The organism is Streptomyces sp. CS113 (assembly GCF_002188365.1).
Taxonomy (GTDB): Bacteria; Actinomycetota; Actinomycetes; order Streptomycetales; family Streptomycetaceae; genus Streptomyces; species Streptomyces tendae.
This window is the reverse complement of the sequence record NZ_KZ195574.1, coordinates 6993444-7007719: the sequence shown is the minus strand read 5'-3', so window position 1 is coordinate 7007719 and position 14276 is coordinate 6993444. Positions and strand designations below refer to the sequence as shown.

Below are 14276 nucleotides of genomic sequence, written 5' to 3'. Positions count from 1 at the left end.
CTGCAACGAACGCAGGAATCCTACAAGGACTGAGCCGCCCGGTCCGCGCGCACCATGTCGGCGAAGAGCCGGTGCACCCGGTGGTCGCCGGTCAGCTCCGGGTGGAACGAGGTGGCCAGCGCGTTGCCCTGGCGGACGGCGACGATGTGGCCGTCGTGCTCGGCGAGCACCTCGACGGCGGCGCCCACGGACTCGACCCAGGGGGCGCGGATGAAGACGCCCTCCACCGGCTCGCCCCCGACGCCCCGGACGTCGACGGCCGCCTCGAAGGACTCGTTCTGCCGGCCGAAGGCGTTGCGGCGCACGATCATGTCGATGCCGCCGACCGTCTCCTGTCCGGAGCGCGGGTCGAGGATCTTGTCGGCCAGCATGATCATGCCGGCGCAGGTGCCGTAGACGGGCATGCCGTCCCGCACGCGCGCGCGGAGGGGCTCCATCACCCCGAAGAGGACGGCGAGCTTGGAGATGGTGGTGGACTCGCCGCCGGGGACGACCAGGCCGTCCACCTCGGCGAGTTCCTCGGGGCGCCGCACCGGCCTGGCCACGGCGTCGGCCACGGCCAGGGCGATGAGGTGCTCCCGTACGTCGCCCTGGAGGGCCAGGACGCCGATGACGGGCGTGTCACTCATGGATCGGGGTCCTTACCAGCCGCGGTTGGCGTAGCGCTCGGTCTCGGGGAGGGTGTCGCAGTTGATGCCGACCATGGCCTCGCCGAGGTTGCGGGACGCGTCCGCGATGATCTTCGGGTCGTCGTAGAAGGTGGTCGCCTTCACGATGGCGGCGGCGCGCTTGGCCGGGTCGCCGGACTTGAAGATGCCGGAGCCGACGAAGACGCCCTCGGCGCCGAGCTGGCGCATCAGCGCGGCGTCGGCCGGGGTGGCGACACCGCCGGCGGAGAAGAGGACGACCGGGAGCCTGCCCAGCTCGGAGACCTCCTTGACCAGCTCGTACGGGGCGCGGAGGTCCTTGGCGGCGGCGTACAGCTCGTTGTTGTCGTAGCCGCGCAGCCGGGCGATCTCGTTCTTGATCTGGCGCAGGTGGCGGACGGCCTCGACGACGTTGCCGGTGCCGGCCTCGCCCTTGGAGCGGATCATGGCGGCGCCCTCGGCGATCCGGCGCAGGGCCTCGCCCAGGTTGGTGGCACCGCAGACGAAGGGGGTGGTGAAGGCGAACTTGTCGCTGTGGTTGACCTCGTCGGCCGGGGTGAGCACCTCGGACTCGTCGATGTAGTCGACGCCGAGGGACTGGAGGACCTGGGCCTCCACGAAGTGGCCGATGCGGGACTTGGCCATCACGGGGATGGAGACGGCGCCGATGATGCCCTCGATCATGTCCGGGTCGGACATCCGGGCCACGCCGCCGTCCTTGCGGATGTCGGCCGGGACCCGCTCCAGGGCCATGACGGCCACGGCGCCCGCGTCCTCGGCGATCTTCGCCTGCTCCGGCGTGACGACGTCCATGATGACGCCGCCCTTGAGCTGCTCGGCCATGCCGCGCTTCACGCGGGCGGTGCCGGTCTCGGGTGCCTGGTTTTCGGAGAGGGTGCTGGACACGGGGTACCTCGCTGAGGAGAAGGGGGTTTCTGCGACAACGAGGAAACGTGAGGCGAGCAGGCCACAGCAAGGGCCAATGGAAAGCCGGTGGATCGTTTTCGTTCCCCGGCGCTACTGGTCCCGGGCCGCCCGCTCCACCAGGGCGGCCGGCGACTCGTCGTCCATCTCGAAGGCCAGCGGGAAGGGCGCGTGCCCGGCGAGTCGGAACCAGCGGACCTTGCGGTGCTCGCGCAGGCGGCGCGCGGCGCCCACCGCGTCGTTGTGGAAGCGCCGGGCCATCGGCACCCGCCGTACGGCCTCGGCCAGTTCGTGGGCGGCCGCCTCTCCCCCGGGTGCCTCGCGCAGCGCGTCCACCTGCGGCGCGTCGGCGAACACGGCGCGCAGTGCCTGGCTCAGCTCGCTCTCGGCGACCTCCCGCAGCTCCTCCTCGGCCTGCCGGGCGGCGTGTGCCGCCTCGTAGAGCACCATGGAGGCGGCCGGGTCGAGCACGCCGGAGGTGGCGAGCTCCTGCGCCACGGACGCCCTGCGCAGCAACTGGGCGTCCAGTGCGGCACGGGCGGCGTCGATCCGGGCGTGCAGCCGGTCCAGGCGGCCCGCCGTCCAGCTGAGGTACAGGCCGACGGCGACGAGGACGACCAGGATCCAGATGAGGGTTGCGGTCACGGGCCGCAACCCTATCGGTGCCCCGGGCGGGCCCGGCGGCCTGGAGGTGTGGTCCCAGCCGCCCGTGGGCCCGTGCGCCCCGGTGGGTCAGTCCCTCGCCAGGCCGAAGCGGGCCCGCAGGCCCGTCGCCCGGTCGTCCGTCGCGACCGCCGCCGCTCCCGCGGTGACCGTCTCGTAGACGGACAGGATGTCCGCGCCCACGGTCGACCAGTCGAAGCGCTGTACGTGGGCGCTGCCCCGCTCGCGCAGCGCGGTCCGGCGTTGCGGGTCGGCCAGCAGGCGCACGGCCGCTTCGGCCAGGGCGTCGGCGTCCTCGTTGGGGAAGAGTTCGCCGGCCGCGCCCTGGTCGAGGACCTGGGCGAAGGCGTCCAGGTCGGAGGCGAGGACGGGGGCGCCGGCCGACATAGCCTCGACGAGGATGATGCCGAAGCTCTCGCCGCCGGTGTTGGGCGCCACGTACAGGTCGACGCTGCGCAGGAGGCGGGCCTTGTCCTCGTCGCTGATCATGCCGAGGAACTCCACCCGGGAGCGCAGCTCCTTGGGCAGGCTCTCGACGGCCTCCTCCTCGTCCCCGCGGCCCGCGACCAGGAGCCGGGTCTGCGGGCGGGCGGCGAGGATGCCGGGCAGCGCCCGCATGAGCACCGGCAGGCCCTTGCGGGGCTCGTCGATGCGCCCTATGAAGCCGATCGTGTCGCCCTGCCACTCGGGCTTGGGCTCGGCCTCGGCGAAGAAGTCGACGTCGACGCCGTTGGGGATGACGACCGCGTCGCCGCCCAGGTGCTCGACGAGCGTGCGCCGGGCGTACTCGCTCACGGCGATCCGGGCGCTGATCTTCTCCAGCGCGGCCTGGAGGATCGCGTACGCGGCGATCATCGCGCGGGAGCGCGGGTTGGAGGTGTGGAAGGTGGCCACGATCGGGCCCTGCGCCGCCCAGCAGGTCAGCAGGCCGAGCGAGGGCGAGGTCGGCTCGTGGATGTGGATGACGTCGAAGGCGCCGTCGTGCAGCCAGCGCCGGACCCGGGCCGCCGACAGGAAGCCGAAGTTCAGCCGGGCCACCGAGCCGTTGTACGGCACCGGCACCGCGCGGCCGGCGGAGACGACGTACGGGGGCAGCGGGGTGTCGTCGTCGGCGGGGGCGAGGACGGACACCTCGTGCCCGAGCCGGATGAAGTACTCGGCGAGGTCCCGGATGTGGAACTGGACGCCGCCCGGCACGTCCCAGGAGTACGGGCAGACGATGCCGATCCTCACGACGTGCCCTGTACGTCGGCGCGTCCCGGGGATCCGGGCGCCTTGGCCGGGTCGAGGTCCTTCAGCCACAAGCGCTGCAACATGTGCCAGTCCTCCGGGTGGTCGGCGATCCCCGTGGCGAAGGCATCGGCCAGCGCCTGTGTCATGACAGACGTCTTTTCCGCCCGGGTGCCTGACCCGGGGACCTCGACCGGCGGGTGCACCCGGCCCTGCATCACGGGCGAGTCGTCGTACCAGAGCGTCACCGGCAGCAGCAGGGCGCCCGTCTGCTGGGCGAGCAGGGCGGGACCGGCGGGCATCCGGGCCGTCTCGCCGAAGAAGTCGACCTCCACGCCGGAGGCGGACAGGTCGCGGTCGGCGACGAGGCAGACCAGGCCGCCGTCGCGCAGCCGCCGGGCCAGCGTGCCGAAGGCGGTGCCGCCGCTGTGCGGCAGGACCTCCATGCCGAGGCCCTCGCGGTAGGCGACGAAGCGGTCGTACAGGGTCTCCGGCTTGAGGCGCTCGGCGACGGTGGTGAACGGGATGCCGAGCTTCGTGGTGACCCAGGCGCCCGCGAGGTCCCAGTTGGCCAGGTGCGGCAGGGCGAGTACCACGCCCTTGCCGGCGTCCATGCCGTCGGTGAGGTGGTGCAGGTCCTTGGGGGCGAAGCCGCCCTTGATCCGCTCGGTGCTCCAGGCCGGGAGCCGGAACGACTCCATCCAGTAGCGCAGGTACGAGCGCATCCCCGCGCGCGAGAGGGCGGCGAGCCGCTCGGGACTCGCGCCGGGCACCACGCGCGCGTAGTTGCCCTCCAGGCGGCGTACTCCCGCGCCGCGCTGCTTCCAGGCGACGTCGGCGACGGTGCGGCCCAGACGCACCGCGGCGGGCTCGGGGAGCTTCTTCACGGTGGCCCAGCCGGCGCCGTACAGACCGTCGGCCAGCCGGTCCCGAGCGCTCACTTCGCCGCCTCGGTGCCCTGGCTCTCCTGCGCGGCCGCGTCCGCCTCGGCGGCCTCCCGGCGGACCGTGACGACCCGCTGGACCAGCGTGACGAGGCTGCCGACGGCGACGATCCACAGGGCGATCGGCAGCAGGTACTGGATGCCGGGCACACCGAACTTGTGCAGTCCGGCGAAGCCGGCGGCGACCAGCGAGATGACGAGGCGCTCGGCGCGCTCGACCAGTCCGTTGACGGCGACGGGCAGGCCGATCGCCTCGCCGCGCGCCTTCGTGTACGACACCACCTGGCCGCTGGCCAGGCAGAAGATCGACACCGCGCACAGGACGTTGTCGTCGCCGTTGCCCGCGTACCACAGGGCGAGGCCGCCGAAGATCGCGCCGTCGGCGACCCGGTCGAGGGTGGAGTCCAGGAACGCTCCCCAGCGGCTGGAGCGGCCCAGCTGGCGCGCCATGTTGCCGTCGACGAGGTCGGAGAAGACGAAGAGCGTGATCACCACCGTGCCCCAGAAGAACTCACCCATGGGGTAGAAGACCAGCGCACCCGCGACCACACCGGCGGTCCCGATCAGCGTGACCGTGTCCGGGCTGACGCCCCGGCGGATGAGAAACGCGGCGAACGGTGTGAGGACACGCGTAAAAAATGCACGCGCGTACTTGTTCAGCATGGCCTTCCCGACGGTCGGTGTGGCGCCGCGGCCCTTGCTGGCCACCGGCTGGCCCATCGTAGTCACGCGCGCGCGTGGGCGGTGGCCGGGCACCCTGAGCCCCCGGTGCGCGGCAGGTGGGCGGCGGGATCGGGTCCTTCGTATGGACGCGGCGTGACGGGAGTGGAAAGCTCGAAGGACCGCGGGCGTCGCCGGAGCCGCCAGTGCACGCGGTCCCGCGTGTCCGCGCCCACAACGACCTCACCGTGCACGGGAGGCAAGGACATGGGCGACAAGGCACACACCCATCCCGGAGCCGCCGGAAGGGCAACGGCGGCCGACCACCCCACGTCCGTACGGAATGTGGTGCTGGTCGGCCACTCCGGATCGGGCAAGACGACCCTGGTGGAAGCTCTCGCGCTGACGGCGGGAGCGGTGAACCGGGCGGGCCGCGTGGAGGACGGCGGCTGCGTCTCGGACTACGACGACATGGAGCACCGCCAGCAGCGCTCCGTACAGCTCTCCCTGGTGCCGGTCGAATGGGACGGCATCAAGATCAACCTCTTGGACACTCCCGGGTACGCCGACTTCGTCGGTGAGCTGAGGGCCGGTCTGCGCGCGGCGGACGCGGCCCTCTTCGTCGTCTCGGCCTCCGACGGGGTGGACGGCACGACCCGCATGCTCTGGGAGGAGTGCGCCGCCGTCGGCATGCCGCGCGCCATCGTGATCACGCACCTGGAGGCCGCCCGCGCGGACTTCGAGGAGATGACCCGGATCTGCGCGGAGGCCTTCGGCGGCGACGACCCCGACGCCGTACTGCCGCTGTACCTCCCGCTGCACGGCCCGCCCGCCCCCGACGGGCACGCGCCCGTGACCGGGCTCGTGGGGCTGCTGTCGCGCAAGCTCTTCGACTACGCCTCGGGCGAGCGGGTGGCCTCGGAGCCGGGCGAGGCGGACCTGCCGCAGCTCGACGAGGCCCGCTCGATGCTGATCGAGGGGATCATCTCGGAGAGCGAGGACGAGACGCTCATGGAGCGCTACCTCGGCGGCGAGCAGGTCGACGTCAAGACGCTCATCGAGGATCTGGAACGGGCCGTGGCACGCGGGGTGTTCTTCCCCGTCCTGGCCGCCGCCCCGGCCGCCGAGGGCGCCCGCCAGGGACTGGGCACGGTCGAACTCCTGGAACTGGTCACGCGCGGCTTCCCCACCCCGCTGGAGCGCGCGGCGCCCCGGGTCACCACGCCCGAGGGCGCGGGGCGCGAACTGCGGATGTGCGATCCCGAGGAGTCGCTGGTCGCGGAGGTCGTCAAGACGTCCTCCGACCCGTACGTCGGCCGGATCTCGATGGTCCGCGTCTTCTCCGGCACCCTGCGCGCCGACCAGACCGTGCATGTGTCCGGGCACGGCTTGACCGACCGCGGGCACGAGGACCACGACGTCGACGAACGGATCGGTGCCCTGTCGACGCCGTTCGGCAAGCAGCAGCGTCCGGTCACGCATGTGATCGCGGGCGACCTGGCCTGCGTGGCCAAGCTGACCCGCGCGGAGACCGGGGACACGCTCTCGGCCAAGGACGACCCGCTGCTGATGGCCCCCTGGGAGATGCCCGACCCGCTGCTGCCGCTCGCCATCGAGGCGCACAGCAAACCCGACGAGGACAAGCTCTCCCAGGGCCTGGCCCGGCTGGTCGCCGAGGACCCGACGATGCGCCTGGAGCACAACCAGGACACCCACCAGGTGGTCCTGTGGTGCCTGGGCGAGGCGCACGCCGACGTGGCCCTGGAGCGGCTGCGCAGCCGCTACGGCGTCCAGGTCGACGTCGTGCCCCACCGGGTCTCCCTGCGCGAGACCTTCGGCGGCCGGGCGGCCGGGCGCGGGCGGCACGTGAAGCAGTCCGGCGGGCACGGGCAGTACGCCGTCTGCGAGATCGAGGTGGAGCCGCTGCCGGGCGGCTCGGGCATCGAGTTCGTGGACAAGGTCGTCGGCGGCGCGGTGCCCCGGCAGTTCATCCCGTCCGTCGAGAAGGGCGTGCGCGCGCAGGCCGCCAAGGGCGTCGCCGCGGGCCATCCGCTGATCGACGTGCGGATCACGCTGCTGGACGGCAAGGCGCACTCGGTGGACTCCTCCGACGCCGCGTTCCAGACCGCGGGCGCGCTGGCGCTGAGGGAGGCCGCGGCCGAGGCGCGGATCCACCTGCTGGAGCCGGTGGCCGAGGTGAGCGTGCTGGTCGGCGACGACTACGTGGGCGCGGTGATGAGCGACCTGTCCGGGCGGCGCGGCAAGGTGCTCGGCACCGAGCAGACCAGCGGCGGCCGGACCCTGATCAGGGCCGAGGTGCCCGAGATCGAGATCGGCCGGTACGCCGTGGACCTGCGCTCCCTCTCGCACGGCACGGCGCGCTTCGACCGGCGTTACGCACGGCACGAACCGATGCCGGCCCAGGTCGCGGACCGGATGCGCGAGGGGGTGCGGGCGGCGTCCTAGCGGAGGCCGGCCCTCCGGTGCGGGCGGCGTCCTAGCGGAGACAGGCCCTCCGCCGCGGGGTCCGCTTCGGGGTCCGCACCGGAGGCCGCGCTCCCCGCGCCGGACTCCGCACCCGGCGTACGACGGCGTGAGCGGCGGCCAACCCGCGCGCTCAGGAGCGCCTTTGGGCGTCCCATGACGCATGACGGCGTCGGCGGATACGCTGATGACCAGATCAACAGGTGTGCGGGGCAGGCAAGTCGGGAAGGCCGCAGGAGCGACAGTGGTGGCGATCAGGGGGCGGGAATGACCGTTGACGGCGGTTACGCGGACTTCTTCGGACCGCAGGTGCCGCACACGAACGACGGCAGCCAGACGGCCACGTTCGCGCTGGCCTCGGCCGCCTACCGGGACAGCGAGGCGGAGGAGATACTCAAGGCCAACAGCGAGTGGCACAAGTCGGCCGTCAGCAAGCCGCGGATCAAGCTGTTCCGGCCCAATCTCGGCGAGGCGTACTCCCGGGCGATCATCGACCGGATGCTGGGCCCCAAGCGGGCCCCGCTCATCCAGTCCTTCGGCACCCAGCCCCAGGTCGTCGTCGAGCACAGCCTCGCGGCGCACCGCATACGCAGGGACCGGGACAACTGGCTCAGCGCCGTCATGGTGCTGTGCGGCCTGCTGTTCCTGCCCGGGCTGCTGATCTGGCTCCTGGTCTTCCAGATCCGCACCACCGTCGCCCGGCGCGAGGACAAGCGGGCCGGCGCGCTCGCCACCGCGCTGCTGCTCGCGATGGCGGTCCTGGCCGTGCTCTTCCTGCTCAAGATGCCCTTCAGCGGCTTCTGGGCCTGGTACGCGCGCGCCTGCGTCGTCGCCCCGGTGATCGGCTGGTTCTGGGCCAAGCGGATCTGCGAGCGCACGGCACGGGACCTCCGGGAGCGCTGGAGCGGCCTGCTGTCCGGCGCCGGCGTGGGCGCCAAGGTGCCCGAGGCGGTGCCGAGCAGCCCCGGCGAGACGGCCGCGGAGGAGCTGCGGCAGTCGCTGGCCCGGCTCAGCGCCGAGCAGCAGTCCAACTCCGTCTTCTACGCCGGTCCCAAGGGGATCCTCGGCATGGGCACCCGCTGGGGCAACTGGCAGCTCGCCGAGGAGCTGGTCCCCGTCGACCCGGACCGGGAGATCAACCCGTTCCGCAGCTGGGACGTCATCAAGGCCATCCACGACCGGCTGCGGATGCTGGAGCGCGGCCCGCTGCACACCGGCGGCTTCACCAAGCCGACGGTGCGGCACTGGATCGTGACCCCGATCGGTGAGAACGCCGACTCGGTGTCCCGGCCCGAGGGCACGGACGTCGAGGCGTACCAGGTCAAGCAGCACGCGATACAGGAGATCTGCGACAAGCAGCAATTCGGCGCGGGCGACCGGCACTACCTGGGCGTGCAGTGGACCCTGTGGGACGGCCAGCTGGTCATCTCCATGCTGATCACCGTGACGGTGCTGCACGAGACACTGCGCATCGAGGTCACCGGACACGCCCTGGGCCCCGTGCACTCCCTGTTCACCAGCAAGCCCGCGGCCAAGGAGAAGCAGGTCCAGAAGTCGGTCAAGTTCTGGGAGACCCGCACGGTGAAGCTCCCGCTGGTGGACACCGACGAGGTGGTGCGGCTGGCCGCGCGCGCCCCGCTGACCTGGTACCCCCCGCTGCTGTACTGGCTGGGCGGCAAGCTCACCCTGCCCGAGCCCTTCGGCGTACGGCACGCCTGGGCGGACCGGCCGTGGCGGCACCGTTTCATGGCCGACGACGCGCTGCGCGCGGCCACGCCGGTCCTCCGGGCGGTGCACTCGGCGGCGATCAAGGTGCTGAAGGAGAACGGCGTGAACACGGAGAAGTTCGGCGCCCGCGCGGGCGGCCTGAGCGGGGCCGTGCAGGAGGCGGTACCGAAGAAGGCGGACGTCTACGACGCGTAGGCCTCCGGCGGACGGGCGGGGGTTTGGGGTGGCTGTCCCCGGGGGCTGCGCCCCCAGACCCCCGCTTCGGCCTGGACGGCCTCGTCCTCAGACGCCGGACGGGCTGGAGGGCCAGGCGTCTGCCAGCATCTTGCGGGTGTCGCCCAGGAGCTGCGGCAGGATCTTCGTGTGACCGACGACCGGCATGAAGTTCGTGTCGCCGCCCCAGCGGGGGACCACGTGCTGGTGGAGGTGGGCGGCGATGCCCGCGCCGGCCACCGTGCCCTGGTTCATGCCGATGTTGAAGCCGTGGGCGCCGGACGCGGTGCGCAGCGCCGTCATCGCCTGCTTGGTCAGCTCGGCCAGCTCCGCGGTCTCCACGGTGTTCAGCTCGGTGTAGTCGGCGACGTGGCGGTACGGCACGGTCATCAGGTGGCCGCCGTTGTACGGGTACAGGTTGAGCACGGCGTACACGTGCTCGCCGCGGCGGACGATCAGACCGTCCTCGTCGGACTTGGCCGGGATCGAGCAGAAGGGGCAGCCGTCGTCGGCACCGGGGCCGCTCGGCTTGTTCTCGCCCTGGATGTAGGCCATCCGGTGGGGCGTCCACAGACGCTGGAACGCGTCCTGCGTCCCCACTCCCAGCTGCTGCTCCGGCTCACTCGTCATGCGTGCAGCATATGGCGTCGCCCGCGGCGGCAGGGAAAGGCCCCCGGGATCTCCCGGGGGCCCCTCGCGCCTGTCGGACCGGGCGATCAGACCTGCGCCCGCTCCTCGACGATCTTCGCGATCTTCGCGATGGCCTCGTCGACGGGGATGCCGTTCTCCTGGGAGCCGTCGCGGTAGCGGAAGGAGACCGCGCCGTTGGCCATGTCCTCGTCGCCCGCGATGACCATGAAGGGCACCTTCTGCTTCTGGGCGTTGCGGATCTTCTTCTGCATCCGGTCGGAGGACGAGTCGACCTCGACGCGCAGGCCCTGCCTCTTGGCGGACGCGGCGAACTTCTCGAGGTACTCGACGTGTGCGTCGCCGATCGGGATGCCCACCGCCTGCACCGGCGCCAGCCACGCCGGGAAGGCGCCCGCGTAGTGCTCCAGGAGGACCGCGAAGAAGCGCTCGATCGAGCCGAACAGCGCGCGGTGGATCATGACCGGGCGGGTCTTGGTGCCGTCCGCGGCCGTGTACTCCAGGTCGAAGCGCTCCGGCAGGTTGAAGTCGAGCTGGATGGTCGACATCTGCCAGGTGCGGCCGATGGCGTCCTTGGCCTGGACGGAGATCTTCGGGCCGTAGAACGCGGCGCCGCCCGGGTCGGCCACCAGCTCCAGGTTCTGCTTCTCGGCGACCTGGCGCAGCGTCTCGGTGGCCTCTTCCCACGCCTCGTCGGAGCCGACGAACTTCTCCGGGTCCTTGGTGGACAGCTCCAGGTAGAAGTCGTTCAGGCCGTAGTCGCGCAGCAGGTTCAGGACGAAGGTGAGGGTCTTGTCCAGCTCCTCCGACATCTGCTCGCGGGTGCAGTAGATGTGCGCGTCGTCCTGGGTGAAGCCGCGGGCCCGGGTCAGGCCGTGCACGACGCCCGACTTCTCGTACCGGTACACGGTGCCGAACTCGAACAGGCGCAGCGGCAGCTCACGGTAGGACCGCCCGCGGGCGTCGAAGATCAGGTTGTGCATCGGGCAGTTCATGGGCTTGAGGTAGTAGTCCACGCCCTCGTCGAGCTGCATGGGCGGGTACATGCCGTCGGCGTACCAGTCCAGGTGGCCCGAGGTCTCGAAGAGCTTCCCCTTGGTCGCGTGCGGGGTGTAGACGAACTCGTAGCCCTCCTCCTCGTGGCGGCGCCGCGAGTAGTCCTCCATCACCCGGCGGATGATGCCGCCCCTGGGGTGGAAGACGGCGAGGCCGGAGCCGATCTGCTCCGGGATGGAGAACAGGTCCAGCTCGCTGCCGAGCTTGCGGTGGTCGCGCTTCTCGGCCTCGGCGAGGAACTCCAGGTGCGCCTTCAGCTCGTCCTTGGTCGGCCAGGCGGTGCCGTAGATGCGCTGGAGCATCGGGTTCTTCTCGCTGCCGCGCCAGTAGGCGGCGGCGTTGCGCATCAGCTTGAAGGCCGGGATGTTGCGGGTGGTGGGCAGGTGGGGACCGCGGCAGAGGTCCTTCCAGCACAGCTCGCCGGTCTTGGCGTCCAGGTTGTCGTAGATCGTCAGCTCGCCGGCGCCGACCTCGACGTCCGCGCCGTCGTCGCTGGAGGCGGAGCCCTTGAGACCGATCAGCTCCAGCTTGTACGGCTCGTCGGCCAGCTCCTCGCGGGCGGCCTCGTCGGTGACCACGCGGCGGGAGAACCGCTGCCCGCGCTTCTGGATCTCCTGCATCTTCTTCTCGATGGCCTTGAGGTCATCGGGGTGGAAGGGCTTCTCGACGTCGAAGTCGTAGTAGAAGCCGTCCTTGACGGGCGGGCCGATGCCCAGCTTGGCCTCGGGGAACAGCTCCTGCACGGCCTGCGCCATGACGTGCGCGGTGGAGTGGCGCAGGATGTTGAGACCGTCCTCGGAGGAGATCTCGACGCCTTCGACGGTCTCGCCGTCCCGCACCGCGTAGGCGAGGTCCTTGAGCTCGCCGGAGACGCGGGCGGCGATGATCGAGCGCTCGCCGGCGAAGAGCTCGGCGGCCGTAGTGCCCGTCGTCACCACGCGTTCTTCCCGCTCGGAATCCCGCTGGATGATCACACGGACGTCTGACACCGGTCTCTCCTGACTGAAGGTGGGGCCGCGGCGCCATACCGGAGCGCACGCATGGGGGCGATCGTACCGACCCGGGCCCGCCCACCGCGAAATCAGTCTCCGCAGTCCCCTCCGTCGCCGCAGGTCTCCTCGAAGAACGCCGCGACCTCCACGTGTTCCTGGACGGCCTTCAGGAGCCGGTCCCGCTCCGCGTCGTCGACCTGTACGGGGGTGATCTCGCAGGCACCGGTGAGCCGGCGGAACCCGCCCCGGCTCTCCAGCCGCCCGAGCACCCGCACCGGGAGCCCGACCAGGTGGGCGTGGCCGGCGATCCGGTAGGCCTCCTCGTCCAGGGCGATCCGCACGTGCGGCACCTCGGCCCCGGCCAGCACCCGCAGCCGTACGGTGCCGGTGCCGCGCGGCCCGGACCGGCGCATGCGGACCACGGTGCCGGTGATCCGCACCGGGACGGAGGGCTCCGCGCGCAGGTACCGGGCGGCGGCCTCGCGCAGGGCGGGCAGGTCGCCGGGCGAGAACTCGACGGGTTCGCTGAGGGCGCCGCAGCCGTCGGGGACGCCCGCGGCCGGTGCCCACCCGACCGCTATCCGGGCGCCCTCGGTGCCCCGGACCAGGGCGACGAGGGACTCCGCCAGCTCGTGGCTGACGCCCGCCGCGACGGCCGAGTCGAAGGCCGCCGTGCCCCCGGTGGCCCGCCGGTAGTCGACGGCCTCCCGGGCGGCGTACAGGGCCTGGTGGAGGCGTACGGCGAGGGGGCGGCCGGTGCCGACCGGCAGGAACGCGGTGAGGCGGCGGCCACCGGGGGCGGGGCCCACCAGGACGTTCTCCAGGGCCGCGCCGGCGGCGCGCCGGTGCCGGGCGCCGTAGTAGCCCGCTCGCGCGCGGGTGGCGAGCGCTCCGGCGAGCAGCATCCGGCGGGCGGCGGAGCGCAGCTGCTCCTCCGCGCTCCAGGACGCGGTGTCGCCGGGCCCCGTCGGAATGTCGCGCTCCCAGCGGACCTCGTCGCTGGGGACGGCGAGGGAGAGCAGGATCTCGCGGGCGGCGGGCGTGCCGCTGCGGGACAGGGCGTGCAGCGCCTCGCCGAGCAGGTCGTCGCTGTCGGGGAAGGCGCGGCTGACGGGCACCAGGAGGCTGGTGACGCCCGCGGCCGGTCCGGGCGGGGTCCAGCGGCCGTAGCGGCCCGCGGCGCCGCCGCGCCGCCGCCAGCCGTGCCGGTGCAGCAGGGCGGTCAGCACGGCGGGGTCGACGGTGCCGGGCTCGGGCGTGCCGCCGTCGCGGGGGCCGCCGTCGCGGGAGTCGGCCGGGTGCGGGCGGGCGAACCGCAGGGGCTCGGCGAACCGCGGGGTCTCCGCGGACCGCGGAGGTTCGCCGGTCGGGCGGTGCGTCATGGTTTCCCTCCCGTCCCGACCCGCGTCATGATCTCGCACAGCGCACGGTCGTCGAAGATCCGCGCGGTCGGTATCCGCACGGTGGTGCGCCGCCGTCCGGTGACCGGATGTCCGGCGAGGTTGGTCCAGTAGCAGCAGTGCCTGAGGTCGAGCCGGTCGTGTCCGGCGCGCAGCCACTGGTCCCGCGAGCGGGGGACGATCATCACGACCAGGATCTTGTGCACCGACACCGGGGTGCGGGCGAGCTTCGCCAGGTGGTCGTTGTCGAGGGTGAAGGAGAAGGAGCGGCCGGGGGGTCCGGGCGCGATCTGGTAGGTGGCCTTGAGCTGCACCTTGATCGTGACCTCGTCGTCGACGGTGTGCCCGGGGGAGCTGTGGCTGACGTGCCAGTCGATGCCGTTGTCCGGGAAGGGCTGGGAGAGCGAGCAGCCCGCCGCGGCGGCGACCGCGTGGAGGTAGCCGACCTGCAAGGTCTCCATGCAGGCGGTGGTGGCGAGGGAGCCGCGTGAGGGCACGGTGCGCTCCGGCAGCAGCCCGCCCCGTTCGGGCTGCGCAATGGCCATGACCAACAGCCTTCCAGAACTGGTGAATCCCCACTGCGGGTCTGTGAACTGCAAAGACCCGTACTCCTGTTGTGTCCTTCCGGCGTACGTCGCAAACAGCCCGGGTATCACCGAACCGGGACAAGGGACGGCGCGTCAGCCGC

The 14276-nt window shown here is 72.1% G+C and carries 12 protein-coding genes; 2 read left to right on the top strand and 10 right to left on the bottom strand.

Annotated elements, in window-relative coordinates; translation table 11 throughout:
* Positions 1-20: 20 nt before the first annotated feature.
* From pdxT to pgsA, 6 genes are all read right to left on the bottom strand, one after another.
* Positions 21-629 (bottom strand): pyridoxal 5'-phosphate synthase glutaminase subunit PdxT, encoded by a 609-nt coding sequence (gene pdxT, locus B9W62_RS31570; protein ID WP_087810332.1) that lies wholly within the window; start codon positions 627-629, stop codon positions 21-23.
* 12 nt (positions 630-641) lie between these two features.
* Complete coding sequence (pdxS, locus tag B9W62_RS31565; protein ID WP_087810331.1) at positions 642-1553, bottom strand: pyridoxal 5'-phosphate synthase lyase subunit PdxS; 912 nt, start codon at positions 1551-1553, stop codon at positions 642-644.
* A gap of 111 nt (positions 1554-1664) precedes the next feature.
* Positions 1665-2216 carry a hypothetical protein gene (locus B9W62_RS31560; protein WP_087810330.1) on the bottom strand — a complete coding sequence of 184 codons (552 nt, stop codon included), beginning with the start codon at positions 2214-2216 and terminating at the stop codon, positions 1665-1667.
* 87 nt (positions 2217-2303) lie between these two features.
* The gene (locus tag B9W62_RS31555) at positions 2304-3467 is read right to left on the bottom strand and encodes a glycosyltransferase family 4 protein (RefSeq protein WP_087810329.1); all 1164 of its coding nucleotides are present in this window, start codon (positions 3465-3467) and stop codon (positions 2304-2306) included.
* Positions 3464-4405: a phosphatidylinositol mannoside acyltransferase gene (locus tag B9W62_RS31550; protein ID WP_087810328.1), complete on the bottom strand. Its 942-nt coding sequence runs from the start codon at positions 4403-4405 to the stop codon at positions 3464-3466. The genes B9W62_RS31555 and B9W62_RS31550 overlap by 4 nt, the downstream gene beginning before the upstream one ends.
* On the bottom strand, positions 4402-5127 hold the full coding sequence (pgsA, locus tag B9W62_RS31545) for a phosphatidylinositol phosphate synthase (RefSeq protein WP_087810327.1): 726 nt from the start codon (positions 5125-5127) through the stop codon (positions 4402-4404). The genes B9W62_RS31550 and pgsA overlap by 4 nt, the downstream gene beginning before the upstream one ends.
* Before the next feature lie 207 nt (positions 5128-5334).
* Here pgsA and B9W62_RS31540 point away from each other — a divergent pair, with 207 nt between their 5' ends.
* Together B9W62_RS31540 and B9W62_RS31535 are read left to right on the top strand one after the other, a co-directional pair.
* Positions 5335-7533 carry an elongation factor G-like protein EF-G2 gene (locus B9W62_RS31540; RefSeq protein ID WP_087810326.1) on the top strand — a complete coding sequence of 733 codons (2199 nt, stop codon included), beginning with the start codon at positions 5335-5337 and terminating at the stop codon, positions 7531-7533.
* Positions 7534-7818: 285 nt separating this feature from the next.
* Positions 7819-9474 carry a hypothetical protein gene (locus B9W62_RS31535; RefSeq protein WP_087810325.1) on the top strand — a complete coding sequence of 552 codons (1656 nt, stop codon included), beginning with the start codon at positions 7819-7821 and terminating at the stop codon, positions 9472-9474.
* Positions 9475-9561: 87 nt separating this feature from the next.
* Here B9W62_RS31535 and B9W62_RS31530 read toward each other — a convergent pair whose 3' ends face one another.
* The 4 genes from B9W62_RS31530 to B9W62_RS31515 all read right to left on the bottom strand — a co-directional run bounded on the left by B9W62_RS31530 (position 9562) and on the right by B9W62_RS31515 (position 14133).
* Positions 9562-10122, bottom strand: coding sequence for an HIT family protein (locus B9W62_RS31530; protein ID WP_087810324.1), 561 nt, complete (start codon positions 10120-10122; stop codon positions 9562-9564).
* Between the two features lie 86 nt (positions 10123-10208).
* A complete protein-coding gene (gene thrS / locus B9W62_RS31525; protein ID WP_087810323.1) occupies positions 10209-12185 on the bottom strand; it encodes a threonine--tRNA ligase in 1977 nt (658 codons plus the stop codon).
* 92 nt (positions 12186-12277) lie between these two features.
* Positions 12278-13570 carry a hypothetical protein gene (locus B9W62_RS31520; RefSeq protein WP_087810322.1) on the bottom strand — a complete coding sequence of 431 codons (1293 nt, stop codon included), beginning with the start codon at positions 13568-13570 and terminating at the stop codon, positions 12278-12280.
* Positions 13567-14133 carry a DUF4365 domain-containing protein gene (locus B9W62_RS31515; protein WP_087810321.1) on the bottom strand — a complete coding sequence of 189 codons (567 nt, stop codon included), beginning with the start codon at positions 14131-14133 and terminating at the stop codon, positions 13567-13569. Before B9W62_RS31515 ends, B9W62_RS31520 begins: the two co-directional genes overlap by 4 nt.
* Positions 14134-14276 lie beyond the last annotated feature (143 nt).

Excerpts from the sequence above, each read along its gene's own strand:
- pdxT (WP_087810332.1), bottom strand. The coding sequence starts at position 629 with ATGAGTGACACGCCCGTCATCGGCGTCCTGGCCCTCCAGGGCGACGTA.
- pgsA (WP_087810327.1), bottom strand. The coding sequence starts at position 5,127 with ATGGGCCAGCCGGTGGCCAGCAAGGGCCGCGGCGCCACACCGACCGTC.
- B9W62_RS31540 (WP_087810326.1), top strand. The coding sequence starts at position 5,335 with ATGGGCGACAAGGCACACACCCATCCCGGAGCCGCCGGAAGGGCAACG.
- B9W62_RS31535 (WP_087810325.1), top strand. The coding sequence starts at position 7,819 with ATGACCGTTGACGGCGGTTACGCGGACTTCTTCGGACCGCAGGTGCCG.
- B9W62_RS31530 (WP_087810324.1), bottom strand. The coding sequence starts at position 10,122 with ATGACGAGTGAGCCGGAGCAGCAGCTGGGAGTGGGGACGCAGGACGCG.
- B9W62_RS31520 (WP_087810322.1), bottom strand. The coding sequence starts at position 13,570 with ATGACGCACCGCCCGACCGGCGAACCTCCGCGGTCCGCGGAGACCCCG.
- B9W62_RS31515 (WP_087810321.1), bottom strand. The coding sequence starts at position 14,133 with ATGGCCATTGCGCAGCCCGAACGGGGCGGGCTGCTGCCGGAGCGCACC.